Below are 19186 nucleotides of genomic sequence, written 5' to 3'. Positions count from 1 at the left end.
TCTCTACTCCGGCATTCTCAGCCCCAGCGCATCCACCATCGCAGGGTCGAGCGCCCGCGTCGTGTCGTCCATCATGCCCATGCCGTCGAAGAGGTCCCAGAAGGCCCAGGGAAAGCCTGATGCCTCGGCGCTCTGCCTGACATCTGATATGTAGCGGGCGCGGTCGGGGTTGGGGGCGGCGACGTAGCGGGCGTCGGTGCGCAGCGCGCCGAATTCGCCCATGATGACGCGCTGCGGCGCGATGCCGTGGCTGTCGGCCCAATCGCGCGCCTGGCTCAGATATTTGTCGATGAACCAGCGGCCGGGCCTGGCGTCGAAATAGACCTTCAGCACGCGTTCGGTCTCGGCATAGGCGGCCTGCTTGTCCGCTTCGGAGGTCTTGGTGTCCTGAGCCATGCGGGCCCTGACCGAAGCCAGCGTCCGTTCGAGCGAACCGGCGGAGGCCGGCCATGGCACGTTGTTGAGCGCGCGGTAGACGGGCTCGCGCATCCAGGGCGCGCCCTGATGGCTGAACAGATAGGGTTCGTAGAAATGGAAGGTGAAGAGGATCGGCTCGAAGGCCCCCAGCGGTTCGGGATCGAGCGCGGCGAGCCCGCTCACCATCGAGCCGCAGCCGCCGGTGACGACAAGCGGCAAGATCGGGGATGACGCCCTGGCGGCCGTCAAAAGGGCGGCCTGGACATTCGACCAGACATTGGAGGAGCAGGATTGCGGCGGTTCGTTGACGGGTTCCAGCGCCACCATGCCCTGTGCGAACCGCTGCAGCCTGCCGGCAAGCGTGCCGACCAGCGCGCGATAGGCTTCGAATTCCGGCGCGGCGGTGCTGGAGACCATGCGGTCGGGAGTCCAGTAATGGGTGGCGCCGTTGGCCTGCACGTTGACGATGATGCCCAGACCGGCATCGATGACGACCGCCACGGCAACGTCCAGCATCGTCAGCAATTTTGCGCGCGTGGCGGCGTCGGCGGCCAGGAACGGGCCGGGATCGACGGGCAGGCGGATGAAATCGAGCCCGGTCTGGCGCAGCCGGCGAAGGTCGTCCGGTGTCGGCACCGGCCGCTGCGACTGGAAGGGCGGCCAGTCATAATCGGTGCGCGGCGCCGGAAATTCGCGTGTCAGCGCGAACCAGGGCCAGGCATTGACGCCGCGGCGAAAGCGCCATTCGCCAGTGGCGGCGAGCGCGGGCGATACGGTCGAAAGCGCCGCCGTGGCGGGCACCAGCGCCGTCGACAGCGCGGTCCTCAGCAGCCGCCGTCGCGACCAACCTGTCATACGGCGCCGGGCGAGGGGCGATCGACCGGCACGGCAGCAGCGGCGGGCACACCCAGAAGCCGATAGGCTTCGCTTTCATAGGCAAGCAGGATGTCGTCCCAGCGAAAGGCTTCATTGGCGCGGGCCCTCGCGGCCTCGCCACAGGTCCTGACCAGGGCGTCATCCTCCATCGCCTGCCGCATCCGCTCAGCGCAGCTCCGCGCATCGGTGAAATAGATGGCGGCCGCACCCGCGGTCCATCGGTTGTAGGGGTTGTCGTGGGCGATCACCATGTTGCCGGCGGCCAGCGCCTCGACCAGCGACGGGTTGGTGCCGCCGACCGTGTGGCCATGCAGATGGGCGCGCGCGTGAAAACGCAGCGCCTTCACCGCCGCCTGATCGTAAATGGCGCCGGGCAGCACCACCGAGGCGTTCGCCGCCTTGCGAACGGCGACATGATAAGGGATCTGGTCCGAAAGCGTGCCCAGAACCACCAGCTTCATGTCGCGCTTCTGGCTGCAGAAGGCCTCGACGATGGGCAGGATGTTGTTGTCGGGCTCGATGCGCGCGATCGAGATCAGATATTTGCCGGGCTCGAGGCCGAGCGCGCGCACCGGCGCCTCCGGTGCCGATGTCACGGGGTCGGCGCCATAGGTGATGGTGGCTATGGCGCTGCGCGGCCGGCGCGTCGCAAGGTGTTCCGCGATCACGGGGTGGTCGGCGACCAGACGGTGCGAGGCCCAGGCGCCGATCCACTCGTTGAGCCAGAACCATGTGCGCGCCGCCACACCCCATTTGGGCCGGCGCCACTCGATGCCGTCCATGTTGGTGATGATCTTGCGCCGCATCAGCCTCAGCCAGGTCAGGAAGACCGCGCCATTATAGCCGAGTACCAGGCAGACACCGGGCCGACGGGCAGCGTCGAGCACGCATTGCCAGTCGAATTCCAGCGTCGCGCGCGGGCCCTTCGAGGCGACCTGGACATGGATGAGCTCGATGCCTTTCCAGGTGTCGACGCGCACCCTCTGGTCGACCCGCTCGACTTCATCCTGGCAATAGACGCTGACCTTCCAGCCGCGCCCGGCAAGAAACAGCGCCACCTTCTCGGCGAAGGTTTCAAAGCCGCCATGGGCAGCGGGAATGCCGCGCGTCCCGAGGATCAGGATGGTGGGCGTTTCCGGTTTCATGGCTGGTGGCGCTTTCAAATCCGCTCGCTCCGCAATGCGCGGGCCGTCTCGTCTGGAAACCACAGTCCAGCGATATCCATGCCAGACTCAGTTCCGCCCATTATGGCACCGGGGTGTAAAATATTTCTTCCGGCGGCCGGAGTTGTTTCACTATCGGTCAACTATCCCGGCGTATGTGTATCGAAACAAGGCAATGCCGCGACCTGGCGACCAGCAGACGGTCAAGTCAGGGCCGGCATGATCCTTGCTCATGGATTTCTGTGCGCCACATCGGCGGAGGACGTGCAGCATTGGCATGGTGATCCGGGTTCCACATCCGCTCGTCACCATGCCGGCTATAAGTGAAGTCCAAAGGGGTGTTGGGCTTGAAATTTCCAGTCGCCTGATCCGTCAGGTGGCGGGATCATCAAACTACCCCTGGCAGAAAGATGCATGGGAATATGCGGATTGCATGCGTCCATCAGGGCTATGAACTCTATGGTTCCGACCGCAGCTTCGCGGAGAGCGTGGCCGCGCTGCGCGCCGCGTTTCCGTCAGCCGACATCGAAGTGGTGCTGCCGCGCGGCGGACCGATCGTACGGATTCTCGAACCGCATGCGACCCGGATCGTCTTCGAGCCGCTCTGGGTGTTGAGGCGCCAGGCCATTGCGCGCCTTGCCACGATCGAGATGGCGCGGCTGCCGGTCGCGGTGCTGAGGGCCTGGCGGCGGCTCAGGGATTGCGATCTCACCTATGTCAACACCTCGATCGTGGCCGACTACGCGCTGGCAGCGCGCCTTCTGCCGCACAAGGCCGTGCTGCACATCCACGAAATTCCCGAAGGCGCCATGCGCAGGATCCTTGTCGGCCTGATGCACTGGAGCCATGCCGATCTCATCTTCAACTCGCGCGCCACCCGCGCCGCGTTCGGCGAGCCCAGATCCGCGCGCTCCCATGTGGTCTATAACGGCGTCGCCGGCCCGGCCGCGGCCGAGGCGACGACCTATGACGGCAAGCGCCCGCTCAAGGTGCTGCTGCTTGGCCGCATCAACAGGATCAAGGGCCAGGAAGTGCTTTTGGAGGCGATCGCCTCGCTGCCGGCGGAACTCAAGTCGAGGATCGAGGTGCGGCTGGTCGGCGGGGCCTTCGAAAGCGTCGAACGCGAACGCGCGCTCGCCGAACTGGTCGGGAGCATGGGGCTCACCGGACGCGTCAGCGTGCTGCCGTTCATTTCCGACCCGTCCGAGCACTATCACTGGGCCGATATCGTCACCGTGCCGTCGCGGCGTCCTGAATCGCTCGGCCGTGTCGCCATCGAGGCGATGGCCTATGGCCGGCCGCCGCTGGTGTCGGCGATCGGCGGGCTGGTCGAGGTGGTCGCCGACGGCGAAACCGGCTGGCATGTTCCGCCCGGCGATGCCGCCGCCCTTGCCGGCAAACTCGAGGAAATCATCCTGCGGCCCGAGGCATGGCGCTCCTTTGTCGCCGCCGGGCGGGCGCGCTACGAGGCGGTTTTCAGCGAGCCGGTCGCGGCGGCGGCGATCGCGGCAATAGCCGCGGACAAGCTGAAGGCGGCCATCGCCAAGCCGGGCCGGACGGCAACCGCCCGCCAGGCGGAGACACGGCCGTGAAACTGCCTGGCCATCTGGTGCGGCGCCTCGTGCTGATGATCGGCGGCGAGGCGATGCAGAGCGGCTTCCACTTTGCCCTCAACATCGCGCTGCTGCATATGCTGTCGGCGCAAGGCTACGGCCTCTTCGCCGTCGGTATGGTGATGGGCGGCGTCGGCCTGTCCTACATCAGGTCGCTCACCGCCGTTCCCGCCTCGATATGGATGAGCAAGAGCACCAACAGCGCCGGCGTCAATGCCTATGACGTGGCCTTCGGGACGGCGGCGCTGGTCGTTGCGTTGCTGATGGCCATCTGCACGGCGATCGTGATGCGTCTTTTGGGCGATCCCAGCGGAATTGCCGCCGGCTGTTTCGTCGGCGCATGGTCGCTGCGCAGCCACATGCGCACGGCCTTCTTCGCGCGCCGCCAGCAGGTGATCGTCTCCATCAGCGATGCCGCTTTCACGATCGCCGGCACCATCATGGCCGGCCTGGCGATCTGGCTGGCCAGGGATGCGCTGCAGAGTGTGTTCTATGCACTTGCGGCGGCCAACCTGTTTGGCATCTTCGTCCTGGTCCGGCTGGCGCGCCGCACGATGCGCATCAGCTTCCGCATGCCGACGCGGCGGCGCTATGCAAAGCTCTGGTCGCAGCTCTGCTGGTCGGCTTTCAGCGCCACCACCACCAACATCCAGGGCCAATGCCTGGCGCTGCTGGTCGCGGGCATTGCCGGGCCGGCCGCCTATGCGCCGCTGGCGGCGGTGCTCGTGCTGTTCGCGCCGCTGCGCATCATCAGCCTCGCCTTCGTGAACATGACGCAGCCGGAACTGGCCAAGCTGATGCGCAGCAACGAAACGCGCCGTGTCTGGGCGCAGGCAAAGCTGTGGGCTGTCGTCATGGGGTTCGGCGCGGTAGCCTATGGATGCGCCATCATGTTCGTCCTGCCGATGATAAAGTCCCAGGCTCTCCAGGATGCCTCGGTCGGGTTCATCGGGCTTTTCGTGATCGCGAATTTCGTCCCGATCATGCTCTACATCATGCCCCGCGTCGTACTCGAGATAATGGGTGACTTCCGCATCGTCGCGTTCATCACAATGGGCGGCGCCATCGTCGGACTGGCGTTGATCGCGATCCTGCTGGTGGTCGCGTCTCCGCCGTGGTCGCTGGCGGGTTCCGCGGTCTCCGAGATCTTCGTGCTCGTGGCATCATGGTACTTCGTGCATCACCGCATGTGGAACATCGAACACCCGGACCAGCAGCACGACAGCCGGCTGGGCTCGTGGCGGCGGGCGGTTTCGTTCGCCGCGGCAAGACGATAGGAGAGAGATGTGTCAGGCCAGGCAGTGCAAATTGCCGCGGTGACCGACTTGCCCGGCGGGCAGGTTCGCCATCCTGCCGCGATCGCGGCGAACGGCACCTATACGGCGAAACTGCACACCAGCCTGGAGGCAGTCAGGCCGCTCTGGCTGCGCCTCCAGGCGGATGGCGTGTGCACCGGCCACCAGATTTTCGCCTGGGCGGAAGGGATCGTCGCGCGACTGCTGCCGGAAAGCGCGGAACTCCTCATCGTCGAGGTGGGCGACGCCGCGACCGGCGAAACCAGAATGCTGGTGCCGCTGATGCGACGTAGGGCGTTCCACCATTGGGTGGTCGAATGGTTGAGCGGTGGCGTCTGCGACTACGCGGCGCCGCTGCTGGCCGATGCCACCCCGTGGACCAGGCAATCCGCGCAGGCTGCGTGGGCGGCGGTCCGCTCGGCGCTGCCGCCGTCGGACCGCGTCCACATCGTGGGAATTCCGCGACAGATCCACGGCGTCGCCAATCCGCTGGCCTTGCTCCCGGACACGCGCGATTCCATCCAGACCGCCTTCGGCCTCGACATCGACGGCGACCCGGAAACAGTCCTCAAGCGTCTTTGCAGGCCATCCTTCGTCAAGGAATTCGGCAAGGACTGGCGTCGCCTCGAACGGCTTGGCAGCGTGGAACTGGTCGAGGCCGACACGCCGGCCGAGGTTGCGCGCATCTTCGGTGAACTGGTGCGGATGCGGCTCGATCGCTTTCGCGAGCTTGGTCGCTTCGACTTGCTGACGCAGGAGAAGATCGTCGATTTCTACCGGAGCGCGGCCATTCAGGGCCTGTCGGATGGCTCGGTGCGGCTTTTCGGGCTGCGCGTCGGCGAGGCCCTGATCGCGGTTCAATATCTGCTGGTTCATCAAGGGACCGTTCATGCTCTCCTGATAGCGATGGACCAGAGCGTCGCGCCCAATGTCTCACCAGGGCTTGCCATCATGGGCAGGTTGATCGGTTGGGGGCGCGAACAGGGCTTTGGGTATTTCGACCTGTCCGTCGGCAACCAGGGCTACAAGGAACATATGGGCGCAAAGGGTTCGGTATTGGTCGAACTTTGCCATGGGTTCACGATGCGGGGCAGTGTGGCCAGTGCCGTCATCGAGTTCCGCAGGCGGGCCGAGGCTTTCGTGCGCACCAAGCCGGGGCTTTACAAGGCCGTACAGGGCGTGATGCGCCGTTTGCGGCGGCTGAAGACCTGAAGGACGCCCGCGAAATTGACAGGGCCGCGCGTCTCCGCCATCCTTAGGGGCAGTCGCCGGGCCGCCAGGAGCGGCCGAGTTCCGTGTCAGGCGACCGAGGGCGAAGCGCATGTCCACTGCCGTGAACAGCCAGAACTCCAAGCGCGCCGCGGTGCGCAAGGCGCTCGACCGCCACAAGGTCTACATTACCGCGCAGCGTTTCTCCGATGGCACCTACAGTGCGCGCGTGCTGGTCGACGGCGAGGCCTACTGGGTCGACGAATTCCGCTTGAGCCAGTTGCAGCAGGGGCTGTCGCCTGCCGAGCTGGAACTGACGCCGGCGATTGACGATTGAGACCAAGTGAAAAATCGCGAATGGTGCAAACGTAGCGCCCTACGGCGCCCCCCTCTGTCCTGCCGGACATCTCCCCCTCTAGTGGGGAGATCGGCAATTTCGCCTGCCGCGCTATTCTTTCAACGTCCGATATTCGCGAAGGTCGCCGTGAAGTTCGATCTCCCCCCTAGAGGGGGAGATGCCCGGCAGGGCAGAGGGGGGCGCGAAGGAACGAGGCGGTTGTTGATTTCCGCCAGGCTCGGCTTTTGACATGCCGCCCGCCAAGCTCCAGACCTATCGCGCCAAGCGCGAATTCTCGAAGACGCCGGAGCCGGCGGGCGGGTCGATGGCCGGAGACGGCAACCGCTTCGTCATCCATAAGCACCATGCGACGGCGGACCATTACGATCTGCGCCTGCAGGTCGGCGATGTCTTGAAAAGCTGGGCGGTGCCGCGCGGGCCCTCGCTCAACCCTGCCGACAAAAGGCTGGCCGTGGAGACCGAGGATCATCCGCTCGAATATATCGATTTCGAGGGCGTCATCCCCGAGGGCGAATATGGCGGCGGGCCGATGATCGTCTGGGACACCGGCACCTGGGCGCCGATGGGGGATGTCGAGAAGAGCCTCAGGACCGGCGCCTTCAAGTTCCGGCTGGCCGGCGAAAAGCTCAATGGCGGCTGGATGCTGACGCGCCTGAAGCCCAAGCCCGGCGAGGACGAGAACAAGAAGAACTGGCTGCTGTTCAAGGAGCGCGACCTCGCCGCCGACACGGCGCTGAACATCCTCGAAGCGCGGCCGGAAAGCGTGAAATCCGGCCTGCGCATCGAGGAGCTGGTGGCCCCGCCGAAGCCGGCCGCGAAGTCCGCGCCAAAGCCTGGGTCGTTGAGGCCGGGCGACCTGCCCGGCGCGGCCAAGGCGCCGGCACTGAGCCGTATCGAGCCGCAACTGGCCACGCAGGTGCCGAAGCCGCCGGGTGGCGATAGCCTTGCCGAGAATACCAACGAGCTCTGGCTGCACGAGATCAAATTCGACGGCTACCGCACCATGGCGCATGTCTCCGATGGGGAAGTGCGGCTGATCACCCGTGGCGGGATCGACTGGACGAAGCGCTATGGCGACCTTCCTCACGCGTTCGCCAAGCTGCCGTGCCGCGAGGCGATCATCGACGGCGAGATCGTCGTGCTCGACGCCAAGGGCATTTCCCGCTTTGCGCTGCTGCAGGACGCGCTGGCGGAGGGCGCCGGCAGCAAGCTGCACTTCTACGCCTTCGATCTCCTTCAACTCGACGGCTGGGACCTGATGAAAGTGCCGCTCATCCGGCGCAAAGCGCTGCTGGCCGAACTGCTTGGCGGGCTTGGCGCCAACTCCGCCATCCAGTTCTCCGACCATGTCGAAGGTTCGGGGCAGGGGCTCTACGACCAGGTAACGGAACTCGGCCTGGAGGGCGTGGTCTCCAAGCGCGCCATCGCGATCTATCAGAGCGGCCGCACCAAGAGCTGGACCAAGACCAAGGCGCTCGAAAAGGACGATTTCGTCATCGCCGGCTACACCACTTCGGACGCGGCCGAGGGGCTGGCCGCGCTCGGCATGGCCGAGTGGGTGGACGGCGAACTGCACTATCGCGGCAAGGTTGGCACCGGCTTCGATGCCGGGACCGCGGCCGACCTGCTGGCCCGGCTGGAGCCGCTCACGTCAGGCGCAACGCCGCCGGAAGGCGTGCCGCGCGAAATCATGCGCGAGATGCACTGGGTCAAGCCGCTGTTTTCGGCGCGCATCCATTTTGCCAACCGAACAGCGGACAATGCGCTGCGCCATGGTGTGTTTCGCGGTCTGCGTGACGTCGGCCTGTCGACGCCGGTGTCGGCAAAACGCAAGCGGCTGATCGCCGAAGCCGACCTTGCCACGATCTGGGTGACAAACCCGACGCGGCGGCTGTTCGGCAGGAACGGCCCGACCAAGCTCGACATCGCCGTCTATTACGCGCTGGTCGGCGACTTCATGCTGCCGCACATCCTTGGCCGCCCGGTGTCGCTGGTGCGCTGCCCGACCGGCCTGCCCAAGGATTGCTTCTTCCAGCGCCACGCCTTCACCGGCATGCCGCCTTCGGTGGTGACGTTCCAGGCGACCAATTCCGAGGGCGAGACCAAGTCCTATCTCTCCGTCGAGGGCGCCAATGGCTATCTGGCGCTGGCGCAGTTCGGCGTCGTCGAGTTCCACACCTGGGGCACCCATCGCACCAGCCTCGACAAGCCCGACCAGATCGTCTTCGACCTCGACCCGGGCGAGGGGATTTCCTGGCGCGAGGTGGTCGAGGCCGCCGTCCACATCAAGGGCGAGCTGGAGGGGCTGGGGCTGGTGCCATTCGCAAAGACTTCGGGCGGCAGCGGCATCCACATCACGGTTCCGGTGACCGGCAAGCAGAACTGGAAGAAGCTGCACCAGGCGACCAGCGCGATATCGACGCATCTTACGGCCACCGCGCCAGACACCTTCACCACCACCATGGGCAAGGAAAACCGCAAGCGGCGCATCTTCATCGACTATCACCGCAACGCGCGCGGCCACACCTCCGCCGCCCCTTATTCGCTGCGCGCCCGCACCAACCTGCCGGCCTCGACACCGGTGAGCTGGAGCGATCTGGAGGCGATCGATGCGCCGCAGGATTTGAATTATGCGTCGCTGCCGGGGTTGCTGGAAACATCGGGCGATCCGTGGGCAGAGATTGACGAGTTCGCGCGGGATTTGCCCGCCTCCCTTTCCTAGGGTCTTCGCCGTAGGAACGAAGGCATGCCCGCCCAGGCTAATGGCCAGCGCCACACCAACTCCATCGACGCTTCCGACAATTTGAATTATTCTCCGCCAGTAACCCCGAAAACCGGCGGGAAGATTTCGTCAGGGATTTGCCGCTATTGTGCCGGGTCGGTGTAGGATTTGCGCAGCCTTGTTCGTCCTTCGGACGAAGCGCTGCGAAGTAACTGTCAGCGCGTGGCCGCGTAGGAGTTCATCATGGCGCCCAGGGCAAGTTGGAAAGGTTACCTCAAACTCAGTCTGGTCAGCTGTCCGGTGCGGCTATACCCCGCCACCAGCGCCAGCGAACGCATCTCGTTCAACCAGCTGCACAAGAAGACCCATAACCGCATCAACATGAAGCCGGTCGACCCTGAACTGGGGCTCGTCGAACGCGCGGATCTGGTCAAGGGCTATGAGTACGAGGACAAGCAGTACATCATCATCGACGATGCCGACCTTGACGCGGTGCGCATCGAATCCAATCACACGATGAACATCGAGGCCTTCGTCGACGAGGACGAGGTCGACGTCATCTACCAGGACGCGCCCTATTACATGGCGCCGGACGGGGCGATGGCGGAAGAGACCTTCGCGGTGCTGCGCGAGGCGATGCGCAAATCCGGCAAGCTCGCCATCGCCCGGCTGGTGCTGTCCAGCCGCGAGCGCGTGGTGACAATCGGCGCGCGCGAGAACGGCATGTTCGTGTGTACGTTGAGGAATCCGAACGAAGTGCGTGGCACGGCTGAATATTTCGGCAACATTCCGGCCGGCAAGCCTGACCCTGAAATGCTGCAGCTTGCCGAAGCGCTGATCAAGCAGAAGGAAACCACCTTCGATCCGAAGAATTACGAGGACCGCTACGAAGTCGCGCTGATGTCGATGATCCGCGAGAAGCTGAAGGGCCACAAGCCGATCATCGCGGCGGCGCCGGAACGCGGCAATGTCATCAACCTGATGGATGCGCTGAAGGCCAGCCTGTCGCAGTCGAAGCCGCCGGCCAAGTCGAAGAGCAAGGCCGACGAGGCCGCCAAGCCCGCCGCCAAGAAGGCGGCAGCGGGTGGTGCGCCTGAAAATCCGCTCAAGGCCAACCTGCTCAAGGCGGTCGGCAAGAGCAAGAAATGACGGCACCGGCCGTTCCGGGTGCGGTCTTTGGTGCGATCGGAGCGCTGGCGGCGTTTCCGCTCAGGCTCGCCGCGCGCGAGGTGGAGCGCCAGCACGGCCAGCTCAGGCGCGGCGTCACCAGGCGTACCACCCATGTCGTGTTTGGACGGACTTTGCTGGCCAAGACCGGGCTGACCAAGGCCGGACTGACCAAAAATAGCGACGGCGAGATCGAACGCCGCCTCGGCGCCGAGCGCGCGGCCGGGCGCATTCTCTTGAGCGAGAACGGTTTCCTGCGGCTGCTCGGGCTGATGAAGGCGCCCGAGGCGCCCTCACTGTCGCGCCAATCGCTGATCGACCAGTCCAGGCTGTCCGGCGCCGATCTCGACCGGCTCAGCCTGTTCGATGCCTTCGAGCATGATGGCGAGCCCTATTCCTTCCGCGACCTGATCCTGGCACGCAAATATGCCGGGCTGATCGCCGGCGGCGCCACATGGGGCGCGATCGCGCGCTCAGTCCACCGCTCCGGCCCCGTCGCTTCGCTCACCGCCAAGTCGCTCAATGTCGGCTCGCAGCATGGCCGTCCCGACGCCATCTATCTCGAAGGCGGCCAGAGCGAACTCGACGGACAATTGCTGTTCGATCTGGGAGCTGCGGCACAAGGCGACGACACGCTGGAAGATCTGTTCGCCGAGGCGGAAGTCGCGGAGGAGGGCGGCGACCATGACGGTGCCGCCGCACTCTACCAGCGCTGCCTCGCCATCGATCCTACCGACGCCATCGCCGCCTTCAACCACGCCAACTGTTTGCGCGGGGCCGGGCGCGTGGCGGAAGCCGCGCACGATTATGCCAGGGCGATCAAACTCGACCCGGCCTTCGTGGAGGCCTGGTTCAACCTCGCCGGCCTGATGAGCGAGCAAGGCCGCGACGCCTCGGCGCGAAGGCACTTGCAGAAGGCGATCGGGCTCGACAGGAATTATGCCGATCCTGTCTTCAACCTGGCGCGGCTGGAGTTTGACGCGGGCAATCTGCTTGAGGCGCGGCGGCTGTGGGTGCGGTATCTGGAGCTCGACGCGGCATCGGAATGGGCTGGAGTGGCGGCCAGGGGCGTGCAGTTCGTGGATATGCAGCTGGCGAAATCGGCGGGGTGAGGGTCTTTCCTTCTCCCCTTGTGGGAGAAGGTGGCCTCGCGAAGCGAGGTCGGATGAGGGGTGTTCCAGGGAATACCAACGCCTCACTCCGCTGGAACACCCCTCAACCGTCTCGGCGCCACGCGCCGATCCACCTTCTCCCACAAGGGGAGAAGGAGTCACCAAGGCCGAGCCACGGGAGTTCTATATCCATGACCACCTTCCTCTTCGATGGCGACGACACCGCTCCCGTCACCATCCTGCTTGCGCATGGTGCGGGCGCCTCCATGGATTCGCCCTCGATGACCGCCACCGCCAAGGCATTCGCCGCCGTGGGTTTCCAGGTCGCGCGCTTTGAATTCCACTACATGGCGGCGCGCCGTTATGGCCAGCGCAAGCCGCCGCCGCGCGCCGAGACGGTGAACCCGGAATACATCAAGGCGATCGCCGACCTCAGGAGCAAGGGCGCGTCGGGCAAGCTCATCATCGGCGGCAAGTCGATGGGCGGGCGCGTCGCCTCCATGGTCGCCGACGAGATGTTTTCCAAGGGCGAGATATCGGGGCAGGTCTGCCTGGGCTATCCCTTCCATCCGCCTGGCAAGCCCGAGCAACTGCGGACAAAACATCTCGCCGGGCTGAAGACGCCGACGCTGATTTTTCAAGGGACGCGCGACGAGTTCGGCACGAAGGACGAGGTCGCGACCTACGGCCTTTCCGATGCGATCGAAGTGATCTGGCTGGAGGACGGCGACCATGATCTCAAGCCGCGCAAGAGCATTTCGGGCTTCTCCACGGCGGATCATCTGACGACGCTGGCGCAGACGGTGAAGGCGTGGGTGGGCAGGATCGCCCCCTGATTCCCGATGAAGATCGCCAGCTTCAACATCAACAACATCAACAGCCGGCTGGACAAGCTGCTGGCGTGGCTCGCCACCGCAAAACCCGATGTCGTCTGCCTGCAGGAATTGAAGGCGCGCGACACGCAGTTTCCGCGTACCGCGCTTGCCGATGCCGGCTATGGCGCGGTGTGGAAGGGCGAGCCGACCTGGAACGGCGTCGCCATACTCGCGCGCGGTGCCGAGCCGGTGCTGACCCGCGATGCCTTGCCCGGCGACGATGCCGACCGGCAGAGCCGCTATATCGAGGCGGCGGTGAACGGCATCGTCATCGCCTGTCTCTATGCGCCGAACGGCAATCCGCAGCCGGGGCCGAAATTCACCTACAAGCTCGGCTGGCACGCGCGGCTGGAGACGCATGCCGAACAGCTTCTCGAAACCGGTCTGCCTGTGGTGCTGGCCGGCGACTACAACATCGTGCCCGAGCCGCGCGACATCTACGCCACCCGCTCCTATGACGACAACGCGCTGGTGCAGCCGCAAAGTCGCGCTGCCTTCGCCGCGCTGCTGGAACAAGGCTGGACCGATGCGTTACGGAAGAAATATCCGAAGGAGACGCTCTACACCTTCTGGGATTACCGCCGGAACCGCTGGCAGCGCGACGCCGGCCTGCGGCTCGATCATATCCTGCTGTCGAAGACGCTCGTGCGCCGGCTGAAGGGAGCGGGCATAGACCGCGACGTGCGCGGTCAGGACGGCGCCAGCGACCATGCGCCGGTCTGGGTGGAACTGGGGTGAGGGGCTTTCCGGCCGCTGATCATCCTTTTCGTTACTCCTGACGGCCGCAAGCGACCCTTTTCCGCAAATCATCTCTCGCGCTAAGCTGGCGGTCCAGCGGGCTGGCAGCAAAGCCGTGACACCCAGGCGCTTGCCATGGTCGGCGCGGACGGGGGCGCATTGTTGGGGTGTGCTCGGCGCCCGCGCCAACCAGGGCGGCTCGTACCGCCGCAACAACTTTATCGCACATCCCCTAGACGTCCGAAACTTCCGCGAAAGCGGAATAGGCAGGGGCTGCAAGGCCCTGCATTCTAGCCGGGCACAATCGGCCAATCATCAGGCGGCATTGCGAGCATGGCGATGACGCGCGATGGCAAAGGGCCGGCGCCTCTGGACCGACCGGCGCGCGTTGCCTGCGCGTCGCGGATCGAACCATCCGGTTTCCCTTGTAGGACCAAGGTCTTGGGTGGTGCGCGCAAAAGTCCGAGGGGCCCTGTTCGGTTCCGGCAATGTCCATTGGATGTTCCGCTATTTCATCCAATCGAGATATAATCATGCGGCCTTACAGCGGGGTTGAGAAGGGGCAAAAGCCTGGTCGAACGGCCATGAACGGTGACCCGTCCGGCAGGGAAGGCAAGCGCAAAATTCCAGCGAGAGCAGTTTCTAGTCAGCCGCCCGACCGAAAGCTGGCAGTCGGTGAGGTCGTTTGTTTCGGGAGCGAAAAACTCGGCCCGCTCCACACAGGCAGGCGCGCTTGGGCTTGCCGTCAGCCCAGCCACCACCACAATGCCGCGATCACCGCAGCGATGGCAGCCACCGTCAGTCCCAGCATGATGTAGGAGCCCGTGATGATGTCGCGGATGATCTTCTTGATCGTTTCGCGGTCGTTCAGGTTTGGGAAGGGTTCGTTCGGCTGCGCCACGTCGAGAAAATGGCAGAGCGGGGCCCAGCCCTCACTGACCTTGAACACCAGCAGCTTTTCCGGCGGCACGGCTGCCTTCACTTCGTCGACATAGGCATTGTAGCGGGCAACCGCCCTATCCCGGTCGCCCATGACACCGGCCAATGTGCGGCCCCAGATGAGCTTGCGCGACATGTCGCCGAACTTCCGGCCGAATGGGGTGAGCCATTCCAGGATCTTGAACTGCCACAGGTTCTCGGTGAAGTAGATGGTGTCGATCGTGCTTTCGTACCACGCCTCGGCGCCGCGTGGGTGCAATGTCAGCAGCACCTTGGCATCGGGGTAGGCCACCATCAGTTCGCGCCACACGCAGCAGCCTGGATTGTCGACCGTGGCGGTGTAATTGGCGAACACCTTGCCCCAGTCCTGCTGCGAACCGGGCGGGCTGTTGGCCACCTTGCGCCAGAAATCGAGATGGCCTGTGTTGGCCTTGTTCATGATCACTTCCTGCATGTGATAGCAGGGCAGGCCGAGCTTGTTCAACGCGGCAAAGGTCGACCATGTGCCGGTGCGGCCGAAACCGGCCCCGATCAATTTGAGCGTCATTCCCAATCCCCCCGGACTTCTTTTCCCGATTACCGCGGTCCGTGAGCATCAAACTGCTCCTGCCAGCGCCACCGTGCAACAAATTTCTCAGGGGATGTCGAGCCGGACGCCGCGTACTTGCATAGTTGCTAAAATAATGAAAGCCTGTGCGCGGATGGAGATTTGGGCAGGGAGTCGCCCGGACCGGGACGGGTTCGGCGATCTTGAAGGTCGATGTATTTTGGGCCATTTCTCGTCGGAATGTCGGCGACCACGATCCTTGTCGCGGTCTGGACCTATATTGCTACCGGTTCCTTGTGGGAGGCGCTTGCCTGGACAGCGGTGGTCCTGGTCGTCCTGCAGGTCGGCTACTTCGTGCTCGTCCTGGGGCTAATCTACAGGCGCGCACAAGACACCGCGATGGGCCAGGATGCAGTCAACCCGGTGCCGCCGTTACACCGGGACGGCGTCCGGCATTAACGGCGCCACCCGCGGCTCGCTATCCCTCCGCCCCGGGAGAATCTCAGGGCCTTGCTGGCCAGCGTATTCAGCATCGCGCAGAATTCGCCCGCGGCGCACTTCCGGTAAATCGCGGCGGCCACGGTGGAACGAAGCCGCGGTGCGTGCGTTTTCCTACCTCGATCGGTGAGGCGCCACCTCCACCGGTCCGTTGGAGGCCCGCTCCTGCTCCCGGCAGGGCGGGCCTTTTTTGGAGGCGAGGTAAAGCATGGGAACGACACCCCTCGCTATACGTTGGTTGTTGCCAAGGCGGTGTACGGAGCGAATGGCCCGAAAAACAGGCGTCATTTCTTTCCTTTGCAGGGCGGTATGCCTCGATTGTCCCGTACAGAAGAATTTTTGTCAGATATGCAAAGCATGCGAGTGCTGATATCTTCAATTATATTTGTAAGAAAATGTGGCTTATTGTTGGTTAGGCGCCACATTTATTTCACAAGCAGACATGGAACCTCCGACTTGCGTGAGAGTTTCCCTTCTGGCGGAGCGAATAGCCAATCATGGAGGTTGTTATGAAACATTATCTTACGAGTGCTGCGGCTGCGATCGTCCTGCTGGGCGGCATGGGCGCGGCTCTGGCGGACACCATCGTGGTCCAGCCGGAACAGGAGACGGTCGTTCGCGAATATATCAAGCGGGAGCCGCTGGCGTCGGTGAACCTTCTGGGCGTCGAACTCAAGCTCGGCTCCTCGGTACCGGACAAGGTCGAACTGCGTGAAGTACCCAACGTCAGGTATCGCGTCGCGGTGATCAATGATCAGACCGTGCTGGTGGATCCCGACACCCGTCAGATCGTGGAAGTTCTTCACTGATCCGTCTTACGCATCAAGCAAAAGCCCATCACCGGTTTAACGCCGGTGATGGGTTTTTGACGGAGCTTTCCTGAATCTACTCGGCGGCGAGCCTGTCCTGCGTCCTGGTGTCGAAATCGCTGGCGTCATGGCGTTCGTGCAGCTGCATGGCCGGTTCGCCGAAGGCGCGGTTGACCATGCGGCCACGCTTTACCGCAGGTCGTTCGTCGATCGCCTTCGCCCAGCGCTGCACGTTTTTATACTCGTGCACCGACAGGAAAGTGGCGGAATCATTATACTGCCGGCCGAGCGCCAGCCCGCCATACCAGGGCCAGACCGCCATGTCGGCGATGGTGTAATCCTTGCCGCCAAGATATTCCGTTTCGGCCAGACGGCGGTCGAGAACGTCCATCTGGCGCTTCACCTCCATCGAGAAGCGGTCGATGGCATATTCGATCTTTTCCGGTGCATAGGCGTAGAAATGGCCAAAGCCGCCGCCGAGATAAGGGGCCGAGCCCATCTGCCAGAACAGCCAGGATAGCACTTCCGCCCGCGCCGGCTGCTCGGCCGGCAGGAATTCGCCGAATTTCTCGGCGAGATAGACCAGGATCGAGCCGGATTCGAAGACGCGCACCGGGGACTTGCCGCTATGGTCCATCAGCGCCGGGATCTTGGAATTGGGATTGACCTCGACAAAGCCGCTGCCAAACTGGTCGCCATCGTTGATGCGGATCAGCCATGCATCGTATTCGGCGCCCTCGTGGCCAAGCGCCAGGAGCTCTTCGAGCATCACCGTCACCTTGACGCCGTTTGGCGTCGCCAGCGAATAAAGCTGCAGCGGGTGCTTGCCGACCGGCAGTTCCTTGTCGTGCGTCGGTCCGGCGATCGGCCGGTTGATACTGGCAAAGGCGCCACCATTGCCCTTGTTCCAGGTCCATACTTTCGGCGGGGTATATTCGGTCATGTCGGCTCTCGTATCGTGGGAGGATGGCAGGTCACCCATAGCTAGGGCTGCGGAGAGGGAAGTTCAACTTGTGTTGAACTATTGTCAATGCGGGCGCGACGCATCGCCTGCCGGGCGTTCGAAATTCGAAAAGCCAAGCAGTTGGCTTTTCCTGCCCTATGGCCACCGTTTCTCACCCCCTTGCAGCATCTCCCCCGTGGCATACCTATAGAAGAAGCCGCCAGGCATTCGCATCGCAGGACAAAATCATGATCATCAATCCCAATCCGCGTTCCGTCGTTGCCGTGCGGGCGACCGTTCCGGAGGATGCCTTCACGGCCGGGGCACTGGGCACGCTCAGGGAAGGCAGCGGCGTCGTCATCCGCAATGACGGGCTGGTGCTGACCATCGGCTATCTCATCACAGAGGCGGAGGAGGTCTGGCTGACCTCGCATGACGGCCGCGTCATCCCCGCTCACGCGCTCGCCTACGACCAGGAATCGGGCTTCGGCCTCGTTCAGGCGCTGGCGCCGACCGGTCTGCCGGCCGTGGCGCTGGGTGATGCCGGTAAGGCCAGGATCGGCGACGCAGTGGTGCTTGCCGACGGCATCGGCCGGGCGGTCGAGGCCAAGATCGTCACCAAGCAGGAATTCGCCGGCTATTGGGAGTATCTGCTCGACGAAGCGATCTTCATCGCGCCGGCGCATCCGTCCTGGGGCGGCGCGCCATTGTTCAACGCCGAGGGCGCGCTGCTCGGCATCGGTTCGCTGCGCTTGCAGATGAGCCGCGCCGGCGAGGTTGCCGATATCAACATGGTGGTGCCGATCGACCTGTTGCCGCCGATCCTCGACGACTTGCTGACGCGGGGCCACGTGGCCAAGCCGCCGCGCCCGTGGCTCGGCGCGCTGTCGGCCGAAAGCGACGGCAAGGTGGTGGTGATGAGCGTGACCGAGGGCGGCCCGGCGGCCAAGGCCGGCCTGCGCGAAGGCGACGTCATTTCCGAGGTCCGCGACGGTGAGGTCGACGGGCTCGCCGATTTCTATCGCAAGCTTTGGGAAAGCGGCTCGGCCGGTGCCGAGATCCCGATGCGGGTGGTGCGCGACGGCCGCGAGACCTGGCTGCGCGTCAAGTCCGCCGACCGCGGCAGTTTCCTGAAAAAGCCGCAGCTGCAGTAGGCCCGGCGATTTCGGCCAGCCCATGCATCCAAGACTGCTCAAGACCTTCCTCGCAGTGGCGCGCAGCCGCAACATCACGCGTGCCGCCGAGATGGTTCATCTCGCCCAGTCGAGCGTCAGCGACCAGGTCCAGTCGTTGGAGGCCGAGTTGGGGGCTGCCTTGTTCACACGCTCGAAATCAGGGCTGGAGTTGACGCCGGCGGGGCTGGCGCTGAGGCCGATCGCCGAAGAGCTGCTGCGGCTGGACGGCGAGGCGCGTGCCGCCGTTCAGGCGGCGTCTGGCCAGACCAGCGGCGTTCTGACCATCGGTGCGCTGGAGACGATCGCCTCGGCCCGCCTGGCGCCCTGGCTGCCGGGGTTCCAGGCCAGTCACCCCGACATCGCCGTCCGGATGAAGGTGACCGACAGCGGCACGCTGCTGCGCCAGCTGGAGGACGGCGACATCGATGTCGCCTTCTGCTTCAATCGCCGCGATGTTCCAAATGGCGGCCTCGATCAACGCTTCGCCAGGCATACGATAGCGGCCGAGCCGTTGGTGCTGATCGCCGCGCCGGGGCAGAACCTGGCTCCGTGCGATCTGGCCGCCCTTGCCGCAAAACGTTTCGTGGCAACGGAGCCTGGATGCATCTACCGGCACATGTTCGACACCGCCTTCGCCGAGGCGGGCATCGGAGCCTCGGAACTTGCCGCCGAAGTCGGCAGCATCGGCGCCATTGCCCGGCTGGTGGCGGCCGGCGCGGGGCTCGGCCTC

17 protein-coding genes are annotated in these 19186 nt (G+C 64.5%); 13 read left to right on the top strand and 4 right to left on the bottom strand.

All coding sequences use genetic code 11. From position 1 onward, the window contains the following. Positions 1-3: 3 nt before the first annotated feature. Together O7A61_RS14965 and O7A61_RS14960 are read right to left on the bottom strand one after the other, a co-directional pair. The gene (locus O7A61_RS14965; RefSeq protein ID WP_337130451.1) at positions 4-1272 is read right to left on the bottom strand and encodes a glycoside hydrolase family 5 protein; all 1269 of its coding nucleotides are present in this window, start codon (positions 1270-1272) and stop codon (positions 4-6) included. Further along, positions 1269-2438: a glycosyltransferase gene (locus tag O7A61_RS14960; protein WP_337130450.1), complete on the bottom strand. Its 1170-nt coding sequence runs from the start codon at positions 2436-2438 to the stop codon at positions 1269-1271. Before O7A61_RS14960 ends, O7A61_RS14965 begins: the two co-directional genes overlap by 4 nt. Before the next feature lie 440 nt (positions 2439-2878). Here O7A61_RS14960 and O7A61_RS14955 point away from each other — a divergent pair, with 440 nt between their 5' ends. The 9 genes from O7A61_RS14955 to xth all read left to right on the top strand — a co-directional run bounded on the left by O7A61_RS14955 (position 2879) and on the right by xth (position 13545). Beyond that, on the top strand, positions 2879-4048 hold the full coding sequence (locus O7A61_RS14955) for a glycosyltransferase family 4 protein (RefSeq protein ID WP_337130449.1): 1170 nt from the start codon (positions 2879-2881) through the stop codon (positions 4046-4048). Continuing rightward, positions 4045-5346: a hypothetical protein gene (locus tag O7A61_RS14950; protein WP_337130448.1), complete on the top strand. Its 1302-nt coding sequence runs from the start codon at positions 4045-4047 to the stop codon at positions 5344-5346. Before O7A61_RS14955 ends, O7A61_RS14950 begins: the two co-directional genes overlap by 4 nt. A 9-nt stretch (positions 5347-5355) precedes the next feature. Next, positions 5356-6576: a GNAT family N-acetyltransferase gene (locus O7A61_RS14945; RefSeq protein ID WP_337130447.1), complete on the top strand. Its 1221-nt coding sequence runs from the start codon at positions 5356-5358 to the stop codon at positions 6574-6576. A 109-nt stretch (positions 6577-6685) separates the two neighbouring features. Then, entirely contained in the window at positions 6686-6910 is a 225-nt protein-coding gene (locus tag O7A61_RS14940) for a hypothetical protein (protein ID WP_027144223.1), read from the top strand. Between the two features lie 250 nt (positions 6911-7160). Further along, entirely contained in the window at positions 7161-9653 is a 2493-nt protein-coding gene (gene ligD / locus O7A61_RS14935; protein WP_337130446.1) for a DNA ligase D, read from the top strand. Positions 9654-9896: 243 nt separating this feature from the next. After that, on the top strand, positions 9897-10802 hold the full coding sequence (gene ku, locus O7A61_RS14930) for a non-homologous end joining protein Ku (RefSeq protein ID WP_337130445.1): 906 nt from the start codon (positions 9897-9899) through the stop codon (positions 10800-10802). Further along, the gene (locus O7A61_RS14925) at positions 10799-11932 is read left to right on the top strand and encodes a tetratricopeptide repeat protein (RefSeq protein ID WP_337130444.1); all 1134 of its coding nucleotides are present in this window, start codon (positions 10799-10801) and stop codon (positions 11930-11932) included. Before ku ends, O7A61_RS14925 begins: the two co-directional genes overlap by 4 nt. Positions 11933-12123: 191 nt before the next feature. Beyond that, complete coding sequence (locus tag O7A61_RS14920) at positions 12124-12768, top strand: alpha/beta hydrolase family protein (protein WP_337130443.1); 645 nt, start codon at positions 12124-12126, stop codon at positions 12766-12768. Between the two features lie 6 nt (positions 12769-12774). Next, positions 12775-13545 carry an exodeoxyribonuclease III gene (xth, locus tag O7A61_RS14915; protein WP_337130442.1) on the top strand — a complete coding sequence of 257 codons (771 nt, stop codon included), beginning with the start codon at positions 12775-12777 and terminating at the stop codon, positions 13543-13545. Between the two features lie 745 nt (positions 13546-14290). Here the strand turns inward: xth and O7A61_RS14910 are convergent. Beyond that, the gene (locus tag O7A61_RS14910; RefSeq protein ID WP_140751496.1) at positions 14291-15031 is read right to left on the bottom strand and encodes a sulfotransferase family protein; all 741 of its coding nucleotides are present in this window, start codon (positions 15029-15031) and stop codon (positions 14291-14293) included. A gap of 213 nt (positions 15032-15244) precedes the next feature. Between O7A61_RS14910 and O7A61_RS14905 the strand changes: the two genes are divergently transcribed. Continuing rightward, a complete protein-coding gene (locus O7A61_RS14905) occupies positions 15245-15490 on the top strand; it encodes an exopolysaccharide production repressor protein (protein WP_027144230.1) in 246 nt (81 codons plus the stop codon). A gap of 548 nt (positions 15491-16038) precedes the next feature. Beyond that, the gene (locus O7A61_RS14900; protein ID WP_337130441.1) at positions 16039-16338 is read left to right on the top strand and encodes a DUF1236 domain-containing protein; all 300 of its coding nucleotides are present in this window, start codon (positions 16039-16041) and stop codon (positions 16336-16338) included. Between the two features lie 76 nt (positions 16339-16414). Here O7A61_RS14900 and yghU read toward each other — a convergent pair whose 3' ends face one another. Beyond that, positions 16415-17281 (bottom strand): glutathione-dependent disulfide-bond oxidoreductase, encoded by an 867-nt coding sequence (gene yghU / locus O7A61_RS14895; RefSeq protein WP_337130440.1) that lies wholly within the window; start codon positions 17279-17281, stop codon positions 16415-16417. A gap of 248 nt (positions 17282-17529) precedes the next feature. On the opposite strand from yghU, the gene O7A61_RS14890 reads away from it, so the two are divergent. Both O7A61_RS14890 and O7A61_RS14885 read left to right on the top strand, forming a co-directional pair. Further along, positions 17530-18435, top strand: coding sequence for a S1C family serine protease (locus tag O7A61_RS14890; RefSeq protein WP_337130439.1), 906 nt, complete (start codon positions 17530-17532; stop codon positions 18433-18435). A 22-nt stretch (positions 18436-18457) separates the two neighbouring features. After that, positions 18458-19186: LysR family transcriptional regulator (locus O7A61_RS14885; RefSeq protein WP_337130438.1), on the top strand; the 729-nt coding region annotated here is incomplete at its 3' end.

The organism is Mesorhizobium sp. Cs1321R2N1, from assembly GCF_037179725.1.
Classification (GTDB): Bacteria; Pseudomonadota; Alphaproteobacteria; order Rhizobiales; family Rhizobiaceae; genus Mesorhizobium; species Mesorhizobium salmacidum.
This window is presented reverse-complemented; position numbering and strand designations above follow the sequence as displayed.